The organism is uncultured Kriegella sp., assembly GCF_963975415.1.
In the GTDB taxonomy this organism is placed as follows: domain Bacteria; phylum Bacteroidota; class Bacteroidia; order Flavobacteriales; family Flavobacteriaceae; genus Kriegella.
Genome location: NZ_CAXBGN010000002.1, coordinates 228,631 through 248,319 on the forward strand (window position 1 = coordinate 228,631; position 19,689 = coordinate 248,319).

A 19,689-nucleotide genomic window follows, 5' to 3' on the forward strand; every position below is an offset into this window, starting at 1 on the left:
TAACCAACTTACAATACACAACAACTAAGCTACCAATATAGACGAATTAAAATTGACAGAATATTTATATGTGCCAATGGTCACAAAATTAGTGTGGATGGCTATAAAATAAGCTACAATGAAAGCCTGAAACAACACATCTATCAGTCCTCATAATCCAACAAAATACCTTCTGAAATCCATTTGGCGAGAGCCTGACGATTGTCAGGGTCCAAAATACGGCGTTGGTCTTTTTTATTACGTATATTCCCCACCTCTATAAAGGTCATTGCCGGATGCGTCTTTTTGACCAAATAGAGCGAGGTCCTATCTTCAAATGTTCCTGAATACGAACGATTAGGTTGGTATTTTTTGTATTTCTCTTGAAAAGTCTTATGAATGCTTTCCGCTAATTTTTTACCATTTTTACTCTTTTCGTGGTGATAAAAGAAAACATCGATATTCTGACCTTTACTACGGCTGTCGATATGAGTCACAATCAAACGCTGATATTTTCCTCGATTCTTTCGATACAACTCGTTTACAATCTGCACACGTTGTTTCAATCGGGCTACCTGGTTCAGGGGAATGGCCTTATCGGGGTAAGCCACTTCATCACGATCAATTTCTAAAACACGGTCATCACGAATACCGTCATTCTCATCACGGATAATAATATACACCGTTGCGCCATGCGCCAATAATTCTTTGGCCAATCGCAAGGTAATGTCATAGGCATACTCATCTTCGGCGATAGGTTTACCTCCATATATGGCCATTGCACCGGGATCCGGACCACCATGACCAGAAACTAAATAATATACATTGCCCTTGAGTCGTTCGCTTTTTGAAAGCACAATTTCATGTTTCTTGCCAAAAATGGGAAATGCCTTTCCTTCAATTTTCTTGATCTGGGTCGCCTGCTTCTTAATAGCAGGAATCACTTCGACCGTATCCAATTCTGCCACTGGAATAATATATCTTCGTCCCGCATACAAATGAACGCTATCACGCAGGTTAGAAATATTCAACGCCACAAAATCGTCAAACGAGTCATAGGGGTCGACACCCTGCTTTCTTAAAAGTGACAAAATACCATCCCCCTTTTCAGCAGTAACCGTAATTAATGAGTCTTGCGAAAAAGCAGTGGTGCCCGTGAGACAAACTCCGAGAAAAAAGAGAAGTACTTTATTTGGTGTAAATCGATGTATCACGACAAGTTTAAACTACAAACACCAAAAACGATGCCTAAAATTACACTCAATAGCTACAAATTTAACCAACACAACGGATTAGAGAAAGAGATTTCGAAAGTTTAGTTAACCATTTATGAACGATAGAAAATTTCCAATAAACAACACCTAAGACTCTCATACTTGCTGTTTTTCATAATTGTAGGTCAAGAAACAGGTGCTATTTCAACTGCATAATCAAAGAAATAGGTTCATTATCATTGTTCAATACTTCTTTAACATATACAATTTGTAAATTGACTGTAGAAAAAACAGCCACCCAATCTTCAAAGGTACGGGCATACCAACTATGGCCTTCTACAAAATTACCGGGGAGCCCTTTCCACGAATCGCAAATTGTTTGACTTCTATACTCGAACCCGCTTTTTATCAAAAAATATGGATGCAATGTTTGTACCACAATACTACCATTATCAGAAAGAGACTTTTTGGTATGCTCGAGCAGTTCGGCCGAACCTTCTTTTTTACTAATTAAAATTAGTAAAAAAACTACTTACCTGATTTTAAAGACAACAGTAAGAGATAAACGTCTTCAAAACAGACAGGAATAGTGCATTCGATATAAAATACAAGTCTACTGAACACTAAATCGAGTAACGCCTGTTATTAAATAGAGTATGATCATATGATTTCAATGGAATATAATTACATTTATTGCCAATTCTATGTCTGCTAATTCGACGTTCGAATCGACCTAAATAGATTTTCAATATATATTAAAGTAATTCCATTATTAAATTTCAAACACACATGAACTCAAAAACAGTTTGGACCAGTTTGGTCGCAATCGCCTTTGCCATAAACCTAAATGCTCAAAATACGCCACCGGAAGTATCTCCAATGCCCATGAAACCACAAATGACGGAAATATGGGAGCCGGAAGTCGAAGTCATTACCCCAGCAAAAAAGTTGGGAGATGCACCATCAGATGCCATTATTTTGTTCGATGGCACCAATCTTGAGCAATGGGTGAGCCAAAAGGATCCATCAAAAGCCGCCCCTTGGAAAATCGTTGACAATGATCACTTAGAAGTAGTACCTGGCTCCGGAGGAATTTCAACAAAAATGAAATTCGGTGATTGCCAGATACATATTGAGTTTAGCGCCCCGGATAAAGTAGAGGGCCATAGTCAGGGAAGAGGCAATAGTGGACTTTTTCTTCAGAACCGCTACGAACTTCAAATATTAGATTCTTACAACAATCGCACATATCGCAATGGACAAGCAGGCAGTATTTATAAAGACCACGCTCCATTGGTAAATGCCATGCGAGGACCTCTTGAGTGGAACAGCTACGATGTCATATATACAGCACCCCGTTTTAAAGCTGATGGGCGTTTAGACGCCCCCGCACGAATAACCGTACTTCACAATGGTGTTTTAGTTCAGAACAACGTCTCGATAAACGGAAACACCTTTTATGTCGGATTGCATACTTATCCTTCGGCACATGGGGATGACGTTATTTCACTACAGGACCATGGTAATAAAACCCAGTTCAAAAATATTTGGATCCGCAAATTATAAATGCAGAATAAAAAAATGCTTTTGGAACCTATCATGCTTTAGGTTAAAACCGGATATCATTAAAAATACTGACCAATACCGAATACGATACCTTGGGCCGCATTGTTGGTGATGCCATACCCGTAGTCGATTCGAAAAATGGCATTGAAAATGCGTTTATGAATGAGTCGGAGTCCGATTCCAGGATATATTCGCAAGTTCATTCGGTCGCCAAAATCACTGAAACGACCTCCCGGGTTCCGCCATGAACCACCGTCGATGAATACGTTTGCTTGCATGGCGAACCAATTCTTATCAATCAATGTATGTCTATATTCCGTATTAAAAACCACAGCGCCCGTGCCCCTATCTATTGTATTCCCAACACCTCGAATGTTGATGTTATTATCAACAGTAAAGGGAGCAAAAGGCGTCTTCATATTACTGGCCAACCCTAAACGAAGGCGACTGGCCCAATTACCTCTAGACCCCATTCTACGGAAATAGACAAAGTCATTAAAGCCAATCAAAAACTCTGGTAGATTCCCATCAGAACTCCCCACATACTGTAAATTCAACATACTACGAAAGCCTTTTAAATAGTGGTAGTAGTATTTCACATTGTCATAATTGTAAATAAATTTGAACAGGTGTTTGTCGACATTTAAGAACTGGGGTACGGCAGCACTTGTGGCTCCTGAAAGGTAGGCATAGTCTTCAGTAAATAGGCTAAACCCAAATTCTATTCTGTTCTCAAAATTAAACTCGTACAGCCCCATTAGTTCAAAACCTTTATTGTTGTATTTGTAATCGGCCGTAGTATTATCGAAAAAAACCGGCTCCTCGGTGGTGAGATGCTTATAATTCACGGCCAAACCGATTTTGTTATTGATGAGATAAGGTGCCCGCAGATTGACCCCTACAGAATTATAGTTGTCATACTGGTAAAATCCGCCAAAAATCATATTCCTACCCAAAAGATTAAACTCTTGAATTCCGATTCTGAAAGCAAAATCGTCATCACTCGATGCATAAACATTGGCATAAGGAATAATGGTAAAATTTTCTTCAATAGTAAAGACTACATGAGTGGCCCCATTTTCAGCAGAAAAAACTTCGGAATAGGCATGGGCAATGGAAGGCAAACGTTTTAAACGCTCTACATCTTTTAAAAGACTGACAGAATCGAGCGGCACACCCTTCTTCACTTGAATTATCTTTCTCAAGAAAGCAGCTTTAGTCTTTTTTGCGCCTATAATCTTTATATCTACCACATTGTTCTTCTGCCCGAAACCAACACAGGTTAACCAAAATAAAAGCAAGAACAGGTACTTTCCACTCATAATCCTTTAGTGGTTAATGTCTTTTTAAAGAAATCTCGCATGAACTATTTTAATGCGTTCAAGGCTAGACAAAGCCGTTAAACCTATTTACTTTGATGTTTTTCATAGAATTCGGCTATCACGCCCTGCGCAGGCTTATTTTGGGGTGTAAACCTATTATCTTCACCTCCCCCGGCTTCCTTATGGCGTATGAACCATTTCCATACATACCCTCCTGCGAACCAATCTTCTCCCCAAAATTCTTCAAAAATAGCTTTGGTGGCATTGACCTGAGCTTCCAAGTTGACCGGGTTTTCGTGCCTATCGGCCGACCAAGGTTTCCAAGCAGTCTTGTCGGTGCTTCTATACCCGTACTCGGTAAATAACACAAGCTTGTTCTTGGCTTTTGACAGCGCTCGTATTACTTCTTTGTGACGTTGCCAACCTTCCCGACATTGTGCCACGGTAGGCGTAACCTCTTCACATAACGGAAAATAGGCATCAATACCAATATAGTCAAGCTCTTCCCAAAAAGTGGTTCGTGTATATTCATCCCAATTGGCAGCATAGGTCAGTTTTCCTTTATAGATTTCTTTCACCTTTAGAATAAGGGTTTTCCAAAATTCAGGCCTGTTTTTTACAAATTGTTCAAGTTCCGTACCGATGCAGAATATATCAGCGTTCGTTTCATGGGCCAGCTGGGCATAATTGAGTATGAATTTCTCGTAGGAACTTTCTAAGGCTTTCCAATCATCTTCAGAATTCATAGCCAACGTTCCCGTAAAGGTGCCGCGCCAAATCCATATCTGGGGTTTCAGCATGACTTTAACCCCATTTTTGTGTAGTAGATTTATATATTGTTTTGCGCCGTGTTTGGTTTCCCCGAACCATTGCCGCTCGGTGTCAAAAATAATTTCAGGGGAATCGACTTCACGAATAAAGCCGAAGGGCATCACCGCGGCGTGGTTGGCATGTATATTCAGTACTTCTTGTACATGCTCTTGTGCCACTTCTTCTCGGGAGGCCACAAAACTTATACCATTGATTTTTTCTTGGACTTGGCTTGAACAGGAAAATTGGAGGAAGCACAAGAAAAGAAGCCTTAATTTTTTCATCCACATTTGATTACGACTCCTAAAATACGGTATTTATCGTAATCGATTTAGAAAATGGCCCGAAGTCCTAAATTAAAGGTTTGACCAAGCCCTGTGCTATTGCCCCGGACAAAATTGGTATACAACAACTCTAAATTCAGGGCATGGGTCAGTTGATATTTTGTGCCACCACCAACAGCCGTATAATCTTGACCAAAGTTATTGCCTAAATCCAACCGTTGCGAATGCTGTGCCAAAGCTAAAATGGTAAATTTGGAACTGGGAAAATAACTTAGAAAAACTCCTGGTGTCAAACTTAGGCTGTTATTGGCAAAACTTCCTTCAATTGTATCGTCATTGGCGTCTCGAACAGACTTTTTGCCAAAATGAAATTCAGAATTAAGCTCTGAGAACAGCTGCCATTTACTTCCTGGGAATGTATAATCATAAAAAAAACGGTTCTGCCAAGTATATCCTTTTTGGTCCAAAAAAACACCATTTTCCGTTTCTTGATCTACCAAAGGAATAAAAAATGAACTCTGAATACTAAAATTACTTATTGAGGCAACGGGCACAAATTTTACCGACGGCGCAATAGACGTCAATCCGGAACGAGCAGTACTTTCTTCACCATCAAATTTAAAAACATCCAAGGCCTTACGGTCGGCAATAACATTGGAACGCACTTCAACAATTGCACCCACATTCCATCTCCTATTTTCCCCGACACCGGTATAGGTCTCCAATGTCGAAGTAAAAAAGGTTTGACGCGGTTGTTTTCCGTCGGCAAACGTGCTTTTAGTTTCCGTGTATAAATTATTAAACCATTTGATATCCCATTGCCCCTTACCCATCAATTTTGATGGCGTATATTGCTGAATATTACTGGTCTGACGAGAATCGTCTTGAGATGCATCTTGAGCAAAATTAACGAACGACATAAATAACAATCCTAAAAAAAATAGGATTCTTCTACTTGAATTCATACTGCTTTATTTTTAAAGTTAAGGTCTACTTATTGAATGGCGTTCAGGGTCCAATCATACGGGTAATACGATACTTTTGCATTCTCCGGCAGTTTTTCCTTCCGATATAAATCGATGAAATCGACCAAGTTCTTGCCTTCTTTGGTGAAATCACCTTTATACCATTCGAATATTTGGGAGATTCTTACCTTCTTCTTATCCACTCGAATAAAGTCAGGATTATTGAGGGCTTTTTCAGTCTGGGTTTCTAACTGCGAATCCAACGTTGAAGGCATATATGCAGCACTAATAATAGGCGGACAGCCCAAACCGGCACAAACCAACACAAAATGAAATCGAGGCTCTGCCGGGAAATTGCCCCGTAGCAATTTGTTCTCGATATCGTTCAAAGTAAGGTTCTCTCCCCCAATATTGTGCTTTGATTTATCAAAAAATCCGTCCACATCAAGCGGTGATTTTAACGGATAATTTTCCACAACTCCTTTTATAACCAATAAATTATAGCCATTGATCCAAAAGGCCTGAAATTCATTTGAATTTTCTGTCGAAACCGAGATAGCCTCGGCCATAGTCAGCAATTCATCTAATGCCGAAGTATCATCTTTAATAGCCTTATAGCCTACCCTGCCATCTTTCACAAACTTTTGGAGAAAGGCATCTGTTTTATTGAAGAAATCAGTTGTTGTTTGAGAATGGCCAAGGGAAAGTACTAAAAAGAACACTCCTATTAAAACTATTTGTTTTTTCATTCTTGTATCTGTTAATTCGCAGTGGTGCAATAAGTCGTGTACTGGTTTAATAGCTTACACAAATACTTTCTTTCGTTTGTTGCGACAAAGAACAGACATAAGTATCACAGTATAATAACGAAAGTATCCTTTTTCACATTTCCGTTTAACAAAATAGCCCTATCACGAAGGAAAGGGCTATTGGTATTGTGGCTATATATCGTAGGTAGAGACCTAAACTTCTAATTTACGGAAGCTGATGCCGTATCAAAAGAAAAGGTTACCCCTGTGCTAAAATAACCAGAATCTCCAATGTTTCTACCATCCAACAAAGTGCCATACCCCGCACTCAAACCGATACCGGCGGTTATCGGGATATATCCTGAAATACCCAGCCGCATATAATCGACCCGGGTCTCAGGGAAGTTACCTGCAAAGCCAGGCCCCATAATATCAACCCCATCCGAAGAAGATGCCTGATAATCCATCCATAATTCAACATAAAATTTAGAAGCGGCATACCCTAGTTTCCCAACGGCCAAAAAGGCATTGGGCACATCAAAATCAGCCCCGCCGTTCGTCGCTAGATTATCGTTTGCCTTACCTCTAAAACTATAGCCCGCAATCAATGTAGAAAAGAAACCTCCATTGAGTTGCAAATGCCCTCCAATATGTAAATCTGTCGTAAAAGCACCGTTTCCGATCGAAAGAATACCGTTGGGCTCATACCCGCCAGGTATGGCAATACCCAAAGCTGAAACACCATCGATTCTTCCTCCAGTGAAATCAACACTAAAAGGGCGATATTTTGCCGTAAGAGAGATATCTTGAAAATCGGATTGCCTCGTTTCACCGTTGACCGGGTCGGGATCACCATACCCCTTTGTAGTAATATAGGGGGCGTTCAACACTAATGTTACATCATCAAGAAGGCCATATTTGGCATAAATACCAAAAATATCCTGTGAAATTTCATTGTGTACAGGTACAGGACCTGTTTTTTCTTTACCCACATAAAACTCATCGTAAGCCCCGACCTTGGTGTAAGATGCAGTTATCGCAAGGTTTCCCTTCGAACTGAAATATCCGTCGACGAGACCTTGGGCGTGTACAATAGACCCGATCATTAATACCCCTGAAAAAATCAGCAAAGTTTTTCTTGTTTTCATTTTCTTATTTTTATGTTCTGTATAATCAGTCGAAAAAAAAAGATTTAGATTACTTTGTATGAGCTCAGCGCAATTATTTCGGAGCTAAGAAAGATATCCATTTTAAGACACTCGTAAAAAAATAACCCGCTTTGAGTATAATACTAATGGGGCATTGGGCAAAACTTGGTTTTATTATGTCACATAAGTTTATATATGAAAGGATGGCCTTCAATTTAAATTCTTTCTAAATTGAAAATTAAAATTAAGTTTATAACAAAAGCTGCGACCCAAGGTGCAGCAATTGATAGATACATATGGAACATATCGTTATAATTGGAAATGGTATCGCGGGGGTTACAGCGGCAAGGCACATTAGAAAACTATCCGACAAAAAAATCACCATAGTCTCTAGTGAAACTGATTTTTTCTTTTCACGCACTGCGCTAATGTATGTTTATATGGGGTACATGAAGTTTGAACATATACAGCCTTACGAAAATTGGTTTTGGAAAAAGAATAACATCGATCTTGTCAAAGGCTACGTTACCCAGGTAGACCATAAAAACAAAGGGCTTCTTTTAACGGGAGACAAAAAATTAAATTATGACAAATTGATTATCGCCACAGGTTCGAAACCTAATAAATTTGGTTGGCCGGGTCAAGACTTAAAGGGGGTGCAGGGGCTATACTCAAAACAAGACCTCGATCTATTGGAAAAGAATGCACCAAACAGCAAAGTATGCCCAAGAGCAGTCATAATAGGCGGTGGGCTTATCGGAATCGAAATGGCGGAAATGCTTCGAAGCCGTAATATTCCAGTCACCTTTTTGGTGCGTGAAAAAAGTTTTTGGAATGGCGTACTGCCCGATGGCGAATCACAAATGCTTAACGAGCACATTTTGCAACATCATATTGATTTGCGATTGCAAACGAATCTAAAGGAAATTTTGTCCGACGAGAATGGCCGGGCCAAGGCGGTTACCACAGACACAGGCGATACCATTGAATGCAACGTAGTAGGTCTAACACCAGGAGTCTCGCCAAATATTGATTTTTTAAAGGAATCAGGTATAAAATTGGGGCGCGGGGTAATGGTAAACCGGTATCTAGAAACCAACATTCAAGATATTTATGCCATTGGAGATTGTGCAGAACAACAGGAAGCCATCGGTAATCGAAGGCCCATCGAAGCCGTATGGTACACAGGACGCATGATGGGTGAAGCCTTGGCACAGACCATTTGTGGTAATCGAACGCCATATAACCCCGGTCACTGGTTCAATTCCGCCAAATTCCTTGATATTGAATACCAAACTTACGGATGGGTATTCAGCTCTCAAAGCAAAAAGGAATATGAGGAACATTTTCACTGGCGACACCCCAAAGAAAAAATAAGTATTACAATCGCCTATCATAAAGGGGATCGAAAATTTTTGGGCATCAACACTTTTGGCATACGCCTTCGGCACGAAATTTTTGACCGTTGGCTGACCGAAGAACGAACCATTGATTATGTAATGGAATATTTAAAGGACGCCAACTTCGACCCAGAGTTTTTCGCCGACTACGAAAATGATATTATTTCAAAATACAATTCAGAATTCGCAACGAACATCCAACCTAGGAAAAAGAGTTGGAAGCGTATCTTGAATTTATAAGAAGGTAGCCACCCTTAGGAATCGACAGAACGTCAAACCTTAGATTTTACCGAATACCAAAACAATTAGAAGTAATGAATACATCGAGCAACAACATGGCCCTCACGGGCGAACCGCCAAAAGCATTGAATACCCATCAAAAATTGGCCACACTTTTAGGTATGTCGGGCTTGGGTATTTTGGTGCTATCACTGTTCAATATAGACTTTCCCAACAAAGCAATGTGGTTAACCATTTCCCTTGCAGCAATTTCAATCGGGGTTATATGGTTCTCCTGGGCATCTTACTCCCACAAACATAAGGGTATCAAAAACGATGGTGTCTGGTTTAAATCCATCTCAAGTTTTGGCATCTGGGGCTGGTTGTCAGGCATTGCCTTGACCGGTTTCTATATCGTTCTATATTTCTATCCGCAGTATCTTGGTCTGGTAAAAGAGGGAGACAACCAGGGCGTTATTGCCCTCTTCGACCCACTGAGTAAATTACTTAGTGGCAACCCTGCGAGCCAGTGGTTTGTATACGGCACATTATACACTGTTGCCATATTGGTATTTGGCGTTAAGTTTATATGGAAGTATCGTCACAACACCTATGAAAAAATACGCACGATAAGCGTAATGTTCTTTCAGACATCATTTGCTTTTTTGATTCCTGAAATCATGGCCAGACTTAATGGAGATCTACCCTATTACGACCTTAAAAATGTTTGGCCCCTCAATTATTACAATTTTGAAAAATATCGTATAAATGCCTTCATTGATGCCGGTGACATCGGGCTTGCCATGCTTATTTTCGGTATTTTATCAATTTTTGTCATTACCCCCATCCTAACCTATAAATTTGGAAAACGTTGGTATTGCTCTTGGGTATGCGGATGTGGTGGATTGGCGGAAACTGCCGGTGATCCGTTCAGGCACCTCAGCGACAAACGTTTGTTCGCATGGAATGTCGAGCGATGGGTAATTCATAGTGTCGTTGTTTTTGTTACTTTAATGACAACGGCCGTGGTGTATTCCTATTTAGGGAATGATAGTAGCAAATACTGGTTGACCAAAACCACCTTCCTTATTGGGGTAGCGACCATTTTGACCGCCGTTTTTGCCTGGGTGATGCTATACAAGCGGGAAGAACTTCAAAAAGACGCAAAATACGGCGCTATAGGATACTTTGCTATTATTGCGACTCTTATCGGATTTCATTTTTTCAGTGGTGACGGCAATATTTTTCTTTTTAAGGCTGAAACACTTCGAAAAACATACGCCTTTTTAATAGGAGCCGTATTTTCAGGAGTTATCGGCGTTGGTCTTTATCCTATTTTCGGAAATCGTGTCTGGTGTCGCTTCGGGTGCCCTATGGCCGCAATTTTAGGTTTCCAACAAAGACTGTTCTCTAAATTTCGAATTACAACGAACGGCGGTCAATGTATTTCATGTGGCAATTGCTCTACCTATTGCGAACAGGGAATCGATGTACGTGCCTACGCCCAAAAAGGCGAGAACATTGTGCGATCTAGTTGTGTGGGTTGTGGCATTTGTTCCGCAGTTTGCCCCCGTGGAGTCTTAAAATTAGAAAACGGGCCACTCAAAGGGCGTATCAATTCCAATGACGTATTGTTAGGCAATGATGTAGACTTGATGGATTTGGTCAACAAAAAATAAATGTCGGCAATGTGGTACAAATTAGTTCTCTTTTCTTTTATGCTCATACTTATTGCAAACGTATCTGAAAAGCAACATATTTATCAAAAGGATTTTCATGCTAACGGAAAACTTAAATCGGAAGGTTGGGTACTAAGCGGCGTTAAAACCGACTATTGGAAATTTTATCATAGCAGCGGGAACCTTTCGGAACAGGGACACTATAAAAAAGGTCAAAGGCAAAAATATTGGTATTTTTACGACCAAAATAGCATGCCGACAAAAGAAGGACACTATTTAAACGGAAAAATGACCGATTGGTGGCTATTTTATGATAGCAAGGGACGTATAAATCACAAATGCCAATTGAATAGGGGTGTCAAAAATGGCTATTGTTTAAAATATACCGATGAGGTATTAACTTCTGCAGAAAAATATAAAAATGGCAAGAAAATTAAAGAGTGGTTTAATTTCGCCAGCTTTAAACGTGAAAACAAACTCTCCGATTTACGCTAATGGCCAACATTAAAGTCATCATTCCCGCATTTAACGAGGCCGATTCCATCGCCAAGGTTATACAAGAGCTACCTGAGATAGTTTCCGAGGTTATTGTTGTCAATAATAATTCATCAGACGATACTGTTGAAAACTCCCTGAATGCTGGGGCTACCGTGCTTTCTGAGCCTCGAAAGGGATATGGGTTTGCCTGTTTATGTGGTATGGATTACGTTGCCAAACAATCCGATCGACCTGATATTATCGTATTTATTGACGGAGACTATTCCGATTATCCCGAAGAACTCTCTAAAGTGGTTGCCCCGATTCTAGAAAAAGACATCGATTTTGTAATTGGAGCCCGAATCAAGAGACTAAGAGAAGATGGTAGTATGACGCCTCAGCAGATATTTGGCAATAAATTGGCTACTTTTTTGATGAAAATGTTTTTTGGGGCAACATATAGCGACCTCGGCCCGTTTAGAGCCATAAAGTATGATAAATTATTACTGCTCCAAATGGAGGACAAAACCTACGGATGGACAGTGGAAATGCAATTAAAGGCCCTAAAAAAGAAATTGACATATACCGAAGTACCAGTGCGTTACAAGAAAAGAATTGGTGTCTCAAAAGTATCAGGTACTGTAAAAGGTAGTATCTTTGCGGGCATAAAAATATTGGCTTGGATATTTAAATACAGCATAAAATAATATGGGACTAACACTTGCTTATTTCATCATTGCCATCTATAGTATAGCTTTGCTATTGATTTTCTTCTACAGCTTGGCACAATTGAATTTGCTGGTCAATTACTTAGGGTACAAAAAAAGAAATCAAGTAGCTCCTAAATTCAACCTTCTAGACCCCAAAGAAATTCCATTCGTTACGATACAACTGCCTATATACAATGAAGAATATGTTATGGAGCGGCTGTTGGAGAATATTTCCAAAATCGAATATCCCCATAGTAAATTAGAAATTCAAGTTTTAGACGACTCTACCGATGATTCGGTCAAAGAAACGGCCGAACGTATTAAAATTTTACAACAATCTGGGCTAGACATACAACATATTCGACGTGAAAATCGCCAAGGTTTTAAGGCAGGAGCGCTCAAAGAAGGACTTAATATTGCCAAGGGAGATTTTATCGCAATATTCGATGCCGATTTTCTTCCATCAAGTGATTGGTTAAAAAAGACGGTTGTGTATTTTAAAGATAAGGAAATTGGCGTCGTACAGACCCGCTGGGGGCATATCAATCGCGATTATTCGACCCTAACCCGTATTCAGGCCTTTGCACTTGATGCCCATTTCACCTTAGAGCAAGTAGGCAGAAATGCTAAAGGACACTTTATTAATTTTAATGGTACGGCGGGTATATGGCGCAAAGATTGCATCTTGGATGCAGGTAACTGGGAAGGTGACACCCTTACCGAAGACCTCGACCTAAGTTACAGAGCCCAGTTAAAAAACTGGAAATTCAAGTATTTGGAAGACGTGGAAACACCAGCAGAGCTCCCTGTAGTTATTAGTGCGGCCCGTTCACAACAGTTTCGTTGGAACAAGGGTGGGGCAGAAAATTTCAAGAAAACCGTTTGGAACGTTATTACCGCCAAGAATATACCTTTCAAGACCAAATTTCACGGGGTTATGCATTTATTGAACAGTTCCATGTTCCTCTGTGTCTTTATAGTTGCTCTTTTGAGTATTCCGACCATGTATATCAAGGCTTTGTTCCCCCAATTTGATTGGGTATTCGTCGTCTTAAGTTTCTTTGTATCAAGTACCGTTATTCTCTTTGTTTGTTATTGGTTTACCTATAAAAATATTCAAGGCAGTGGTTTTGATAATTTTGTGGACTATATAAAACTCTTTTTTACTTTTTTCTCGGTAGCCCTAGGCTTTTCGTTACACAATTCCATTGCCGTGTTGGAAGGCCATATGGGCAAACGCAGTGAATTTGTCAGAACGCCGAAATTTAATCTTAAAAATCTGACCGACACTTGGAAAGACAATAAATACCTTACCAAGAAACTGTCTCCCAATATGATTTTAGAATTTGCGCTAATGGTTTATTTCCTCTTTGGTATGTATAGTGCAATTCCTTTAAACAATTTCGGACTCTTTCCGTTTCACTTTATGCTGTTCTTGGGGTTTGGCTTTGTCTTTACCAAATCGTTGACGGCACGGGCATAAAGATTTTTCAGCTATACGGCACCAGAGATTTTAATGCGCTATAAATCTTACCTTTCTCTCTGAAATGAAGCTTCCGTTGCGGTTATGTTTCTTGACCCAGGCTTGGTCCAGTAAGTGACAATTTCAGGTTCCATAAAAAAATTCCATTAAATACCTTAAATTCGTCCAGAACAGATTTTATACGAATGCCCAACCAAATTGCCAGATATCTTAAATTGCATAAAATGTCAATAATCTTGGCATTAATGTGTTTTGGCTTTTACTACACCTTTGCATACCATCTTGAGCGAACCGATTTTATAAAACTCCTAACCCTTTTTGTCGCCTTATTCTTTCTCTGTTTCAAGCTTATTCAATTTGAAAAATGGAATTTTAAGTTCTTGCTGATTTGTGGGGTAATTTTTCGCTTCGTTTTTTTACTGACCGAGCCCAATCTCTCACAAGACTATTACCGGTTTATTTGGGACGGGCAGCTAATTCTAGATGGCATCAACCCCTATCTTTTTACACCTGACACACTTATGGACCGGAGCGATTTCTTTTTGGCCAATGCCCAAGAACTGCATAACGGTATGGGCGCGCTCAGTGCGCGACACTTTAGTAACTATCCTCCATTCAATCAGTTTATTTTCGCCATAGCGGCTTTTTTAGGAGGGAAAAACATTATGGGTACGGTTGTCGTATTGAGAACCATTATCATTCTGTCGGATATCGGAATTTTTTACTTCGGCAGAAAATTACTTAAAAAGATCAACCGTTCTCCCCATGTTATTTTTTGGTATTTCCTAAACCCGCTAATCATAGTCGAACTAACCGGAAATCTCCATTTTGAAGGTGTAATGCTTTTCTTTTTTATCTGGGCACTTTATTTGCTCTCGGTAAAAAAATGGGCGCTGGCAGCGATTCCCTACGCCTTATCAATTTGTGTGAAATTAGTGCCCTTGATTTTTTTACCCCTGTTCTTAACCTATTTCAAATGGAAGCAGAGCCTATTGTTTTATACCATTATCGGAGTAATATCATTGGTTTTGACACTTCCGTTTTTTGCCCCAGAATTCATAAATAACTATTCTGACACCGTGGGTCTTTGGTTCTCCAATTTCGAATTCAACGCGGGATTTTACAATGGGCTTAAAAAAATTGCGGTTCAATTTGATGCCAAACCTTGGGAACTTATTAAATCTTACGGCAAACTTACCGCCTATACTCTTATCACCATCTCACTACTTTTTACCTTCTTGACTAAAAACCAAAAACTATCGAACCTGATTTCGAACATGCTTTGGATTTTGACGATTTATTATTTTCTATCGACTACTGTACACCCGTGGTATATCGTATTTTTGGTATTGCTTTCCATTTTCACAGAATACCGTTTTACCGTTATTTGGTCGGCAGCAATTGTTCTGAGCTACTATGCCTACGCTCAAATCGAGTTCAAAGAACATATGGGGCTGCTAGCCGTTGAATATATTTCGGTATATGGATTTTTGGTTTACGAAATCATCAGCAAAAAAGGGAATATTCCGAAATTTTTAAAAAACTAATCCTAAAAACTTCTCTTTTCAATTTAATTTGTACATTTGAGCCGCAATGAAAACAAAAGCACATATTAATTCTACGCCTTGGAGATCTTTTCCGACACGTCCTTTTGTGCCCGTTCGCCGTCGCCCGTAAGGGTGCATATTTAGTATGGGAATAGGTGAGTCCATTCCTGCAGAATCCAACAAATATTTTTCATTCCATTTTTCATTAAACCATTTCGCAATGGAAATAAGCATTGCCAACGAATCACATTTTAAATACGCTAAGGTTATATCCGATACGATTACGGAATCTGCTCAGGTACGGGGCACCGGAATTGCTAAGCGTACACCCGAATACATTCAAAAAAGACTCGCTAACGGCAATGCCGTCATCGCTTTAGATGGCGACAAATTTGCAGGTTTCTGCTATATTGAAGTATGGGGCAACAAAAACTTTGTCGCCAATTCAGGGCTCATCGTGCACCCTGATTATCGAAACCAAGGGTTGGCAAAAAAAATCAAGAGCAAGGTATTCGAATTATCCCGAACGAAGTTTCCCGATGCCAAAATATTTGGTATCACTACGGGGCTTGCCGTGATGAAGATGAACTATGAGTTAGGCTACAAGCCGGTCACTTTTTCCGAGCTTACCGATGACCCTGAGTTTTGGAAAGGTTGTCAGACCTGTAAGAATTTCGATATCTTGACCCGTACCGAACGAAAAATGTGCCTCTGTACAGGCATGCTTTACGACCCGGCCACGAAACAAAAGGTGGAAGAAAAAAAAGTGAACAGCAAGGCCTTCAAACGATTAAAAAGTATCAAGGAAAGCTTGTTTCTCAAAAAGAAAACAAAATAAATTGTATAACATTTTCCCCAGTAAAAGGAGGAAATTTACAAATTGAACAATAAATTAAAAATTCTCGTTCATACGGGAAGGAAAGCACCGAAATTATGAAATTAGTTTTAGCCTATAGTGGCGGATTGGACACCTCGTATTGCGCCAAATACCTATCAGAAGAAAAAGGATTCGAAGTACATGCCGTAAGTGTAAATACCGGGGGGTTCTCAGAAGAGGAAATCGCCGAAATCAAAGAAAAAGCCTTACAACTCGGCGCTACTTCGTACACCTCGATTGACGCTATACAATACTTTTACGACCAAGTAGTAAAATACCTGATTTTCGGAAATGTACTAAAAAACAATACGTACCCCCTATCGGTAAGTGCCGAGCGAATTGTTCAGGCCATCGAAATCGTAAATTATGCAAAAAAAATAGGGGCCTCACATATTGCCCATGGCAGTACTGGCGCCGGTAATGACCAAGTTCGGTTTGACATGATTTTTCAGATCATCGCTCCGGAAATCGAGATCATAACCCCGATAAGGGACAACACACTATCGCGGGAAGCTGAAATCGAATACCTTAAGACCAAAGGTGTTGATTATTCTTGGGAAAAAGCCAAATATTCCATCAACCGCGGACTTTGGGGTACTTCCGTTGGTGGTGAGGAAACACTGACTTCAGAAAAGCCCTTGCCTGATTCAGCCTACCCCAGTCAATTAAAAGAGCATGGTTCAAAAGAATTAAAATTGACTTTTGAAAAAGGCGAAATTGTTGCAATCGATGGAAAAAAAGATAGTCCGGTAAACAACATCATAAAACTGGATGCCTTGGCCTCACAATATGCTATTGGCCGTGACATTCATGTTGGTGATACCATTATTGGTATAAAGGGCAGGGTCGGTTTTGAAGCTCCCGCCTCGTTGATTATTATTAAGGCCCACCACTTGCTCGAAAAACATACCTTGAGCAAATGGCAGCAATATCAAAAAGAACAGCAAGGTAATTTTTATGGCATGTTGTTGCACGAAGGTAATTATTTGGATGAAGTTATGCGTAACATCGAAGCCTTCTTGACCGACACCCAAAAGAACGTTTCGGGCGATGTTTTTGTCAGTCTTCACCCCTATCGATTCGAACTTAACGGCATTTCATCGAAACACGATTTGATGAACGCTTCCTTCGGAAGTTATGGTGAAATAAATAAAGGCTGGACGGCCGATGACGCCAAAGGTTTTATTAAAATACTTTCCAATTCAGGAAAGATATATAACCATGTAAATCATAATAATGATTAAAGCTGGAATAATTGGAGGTTCAGGGTACACAGGCGGGGAGTTGATTCGAATTCTTTTGCATCATCCTGAGGCTAAAATCGATTTTGTATACAGTACGACAAGGGCCGGAAAAAAAGTGACCACTGCACATCCTGATTTGTTGGGGCAGACCGATATAGCGTTTACAGGTACTATCAATCCTGATGTCGATGTCGTCTTTCTATGCTTGGGCCATGGTAATTCTACCAAGTTTTTAAACGAAAACGATTTTTCAGAAGCCACTAAAATAATTGACCTGAGTAATGATTTCAGGTTAAAGAATGACGCGGTCTGCAATGGCAGAACATTTGTTTACGGCCTACCGGAGCTTAAAAAGTCTGAAATACAAAAAGCCGATAATATTGCGAACCCAGGATGTTTTGCCACTACCATACAGCTGGCATTGCTACCGTTGGCCAAGGCGGGGAAATTAGACAATCCCATTCATGTCAATGCCATTACTGGAAGCACTGGGGCAGGCGTGAGTCCTTCGGCCACCTCGCATTTCAGTTGGCGAAATAACAATGTATCATGGTATAAACCTTTTACCCACCAACATTTGGGTGAAATTGGTGAAAGCTTAGGCTCTTTACAACAGAATGTTGGGGAGCTTTTCTTTTTGCCTAACCGAGGTAATTTCCCTCGAGGCATATTGGCAACGGCCTATACCCATTTTGACGGAAGTGAAGCCGAAGCCATTTCATTGTATAGGGATTTTTACAACGATGCTGCTTTTACCCATGTGGCCGATGAGCCCATTAATTTAAAACAAGTAGTGAACACCAATCAGTGCCACGTGCATTTGCACAAACATAACGATACCCTGCTCATCACTTCGGCTACGGACAATCTGTTGAAAGGGGCCTCTGGTCAGGCTGTACAGAATATGAATTTAATGTTCGGGTTCGCAGAAAGTACAGGATTGCGCTTAAAAGCTGGGGTTTTTTAGGAGACGGCTGAAACTTTATAACTAAAGCCCAGGCCCTTAGTTAAAGAGAGGGGTATCGACAAAGGATTCTAGAGGGTTCGATAGCCAAGGCCTAGTTCGGCAAACTCGGATTGCCTCGGGTCTCGTAATAACGATAAATTAAAAAAGCTCTCGCTTTGGCGAGAATTGACATAAACTATGAATTCATGAAAATAGCCATCATAGGAACCGGAAATTTGGGCCTCTCCATCGCCAAGGGTATTTTGAATACCAACGGAGCGACCTCGATGTACCTTACAAAACGAAATACGGCAGATATCAAAGATTACGAGAACTATGGTAACGTCACCGTAACCGCTGACAATCGAGAAGCAGTTCAGAATTCCGATATTTTGATTTTCGCCGTGCAACCTGGGCATATTGAAAAGCTGTTGAACGATGTAAAAGACTTGCTCACCGAAAAACATGTGGTCATCTCTGTCATTACCGGTTTCGGAATCCATAAAATGGAAGACATTCTCGGCAAAGATGTATTTATTATACGAAGTATGCCGAATACAGCAATCTCTGTCGGAAAATCGATGACCTGTATTTGTAGCAATGAGAAAGGTAAAAAGAAAGTACAGCTCGCTAAGGCCATTTTTGATCGTATGGGTCATACACTGGAAATTCCTGAGGAACAAATGCAAGGCGCCACCGTCATTTGCGCCAGCGGAATTGCTTTTTGGATGCGCTTAATACGGGCAACGACCCAAGGAGCCATTCAATTGGGTTTTGATGCAAAGGAAGCACAAGAGCTTGCCATGCACACCTGCGAAGGCGCTGCTGGCCTGTTAATTGAATCGGGCAACCATCCCGAAGAAGAAATCGATCGAGTGACCACGCCCATGGGCTGTACCATTCAAGGGCTGAATGAAATGGAACATCAAGGTTTGAGCTCTTCCCTTATCCGTGGAATCGTAGCTTCGTTCGATAAGATAAGTGAATTCAAAGACAAAAATTAGCAACTAATGATGTCCAACAACAACGAAACGATTTCCGTCTCAGCGGAAATAAAACAAAAAGCAATA

General features: G+C 40.2%; 17 protein-coding genes. 11 read left to right on the top strand and 6 right to left on the bottom strand.

The features are described from left to right. Positions 1 to 143: 143 nt before the first annotated feature. A complete protein-coding gene (locus AACZ88_RS04815; RefSeq protein WP_339706985.1) occupies positions 144 to 1,193 on the bottom strand; it encodes an N-acetylmuramoyl-L-alanine amidase in 1,050 nt (349 codons plus the stop codon). A gap of 789 nt (positions 1,194 to 1,982) precedes the next feature. Here AACZ88_RS04815 and AACZ88_RS04820 point away from each other — a divergent pair. Beyond that, positions 1,983 to 2,759 carry a DUF1080 domain-containing protein gene (locus AACZ88_RS04820; protein WP_339706988.1) on the top strand — a complete coding sequence of 259 codons (777 nt, stop codon included), beginning with the start codon at positions 1,983 to 1,985 and terminating at the stop codon, positions 2,757 to 2,759. A gap of 59 nt (positions 2,760 to 2,818) precedes the next feature. Here the strand turns inward: AACZ88_RS04820 and AACZ88_RS04825 are convergent, their stop codons facing one another. From AACZ88_RS04825 to AACZ88_RS04845, 5 genes are all read right to left on the bottom strand, one after another. After that, complete coding sequence (locus tag AACZ88_RS04825) at positions 2,819 to 4,081, bottom strand: POTRA domain-containing protein (protein ID WP_339706991.1); 1,263 nt, start codon at positions 4,079 to 4,081, stop codon at positions 2,819 to 2,821. Between the two features lie 83 nt (positions 4,082 to 4,164). Continuing rightward, positions 4,165 to 5,175, bottom strand: a complete 1,011-nt coding sequence (locus tag AACZ88_RS04830; RefSeq protein ID WP_339706995.1) for a glycoside hydrolase — start codon at positions 5,173 to 5,175, stop codon at positions 4,165 to 4,167. 47 nt (positions 5,176 to 5,222) lie between these two features. Beyond that, the gene (locus AACZ88_RS04835) at positions 5,223 to 6,140 is read right to left on the bottom strand and encodes a hypothetical protein (protein ID WP_339706998.1); all 918 of its coding nucleotides are present in this window, start codon (positions 6,138 to 6,140) and stop codon (positions 5,223 to 5,225) included. Positions 6,141 to 6,169: 29 nt separating this feature from the next. Continuing rightward, positions 6,170 to 6,889 (bottom strand): DUF547 domain-containing protein, encoded by a 720-nt coding sequence (locus tag AACZ88_RS04840; protein ID WP_339707001.1) that lies wholly within the window; start codon positions 6,887 to 6,889, stop codon positions 6,170 to 6,172. A gap of 221 nt (positions 6,890 to 7,110) precedes the next feature. Further along, positions 7,111 to 8,037: a transporter gene (locus AACZ88_RS04845; protein WP_339707004.1), complete on the bottom strand. Its 927-nt coding sequence runs from the start codon at positions 8,035 to 8,037 to the stop codon at positions 7,111 to 7,113. Between the two features lie 296 nt (positions 8,038 to 8,333). Here AACZ88_RS04845 and AACZ88_RS04850 point away from each other — a divergent pair, with 296 nt between their 5' ends. The 10 genes from AACZ88_RS04850 to proC all read left to right on the top strand — a co-directional run bounded on the left by AACZ88_RS04850 (position 8,334) and on the right by proC (position 19,623). Continuing rightward, positions 8,334 to 9,677, top strand: coding sequence for an FAD-dependent oxidoreductase (locus tag AACZ88_RS04850; RefSeq protein WP_339707007.1), 1,344 nt, complete (start codon positions 8,334 to 8,336; stop codon positions 9,675 to 9,677). A gap of 74 nt (positions 9,678 to 9,751) precedes the next feature. Next, the gene (locus AACZ88_RS04855; RefSeq protein ID WP_339707010.1) at positions 9,752 to 11,335 is read left to right on the top strand and encodes a 4Fe-4S dicluster domain-containing protein; all 1,584 of its coding nucleotides are present in this window, start codon (positions 9,752 to 9,754) and stop codon (positions 11,333 to 11,335) included. A 9-nt stretch (positions 11,336 to 11,344) separates the two neighbouring features. Beyond that, positions 11,345 to 11,830: a hypothetical protein gene (locus AACZ88_RS04860; RefSeq protein ID WP_339707013.1), complete on the top strand. Its 486-nt coding sequence runs from the start codon at positions 11,345 to 11,347 to the stop codon at positions 11,828 to 11,830. After that, on the top strand, positions 11,830 to 12,519 hold the full coding sequence (locus AACZ88_RS04865; RefSeq protein WP_339707016.1) for a glycosyltransferase family 2 protein: 690 nt from the start codon (positions 11,830 to 11,832) through the stop codon (positions 12,517 to 12,519). Before AACZ88_RS04860 ends, AACZ88_RS04865 begins: the two co-directional genes overlap by 1 nt. 1 nt (position 12,520) lies before the next feature. Further along, positions 12,521 to 14,005: a glycosyltransferase gene (locus tag AACZ88_RS04870; RefSeq protein WP_339707019.1), complete on the top strand. Its 1,485-nt coding sequence runs from the start codon at positions 12,521 to 12,523 to the stop codon at positions 14,003 to 14,005. A 224-nt stretch (positions 14,006 to 14,229) separates the two neighbouring features. Further along, positions 14,230 to 15,552 (top strand): mannosyltransferase, encoded by a 1,323-nt coding sequence (locus tag AACZ88_RS04875; protein WP_339707021.1) that lies wholly within the window; start codon positions 14,230 to 14,232, stop codon positions 15,550 to 15,552. 220 nt (positions 15,553 to 15,772) lie between these two features. After that, positions 15,773 to 16,390, top strand: coding sequence for a GNAT family N-acetyltransferase (locus tag AACZ88_RS04880; protein ID WP_339707024.1), 618 nt, complete (start codon positions 15,773 to 15,775; stop codon positions 16,388 to 16,390). Positions 16,391 to 16,482: 92 nt separating this feature from the next. Then, the gene (gene argG / locus AACZ88_RS04885; protein ID WP_339708199.1) at positions 16,483 to 17,673 is read left to right on the top strand and encodes an argininosuccinate synthase; all 1,191 of its coding nucleotides are present in this window, start codon (positions 16,483 to 16,485) and stop codon (positions 17,671 to 17,673) included. Beyond that, positions 17,666 to 18,640: an N-acetyl-gamma-glutamyl-phosphate reductase gene (gene argC / locus AACZ88_RS04890; protein WP_339707026.1), complete on the top strand. Its 975-nt coding sequence runs from the start codon at positions 17,666 to 17,668 to the stop codon at positions 18,638 to 18,640. The genes argG and argC overlap by 8 nt, the downstream gene beginning before the upstream one ends. A 185-nt stretch (positions 18,641 to 18,825) precedes the next feature. Further along, complete coding sequence (gene proC / locus AACZ88_RS04895) at positions 18,826 to 19,623, top strand: pyrroline-5-carboxylate reductase (protein WP_339707028.1); 798 nt, start codon at positions 18,826 to 18,828, stop codon at positions 19,621 to 19,623. The last annotated feature ends 66 nt before the right edge of the window (positions 19,624 to 19,689 follow it).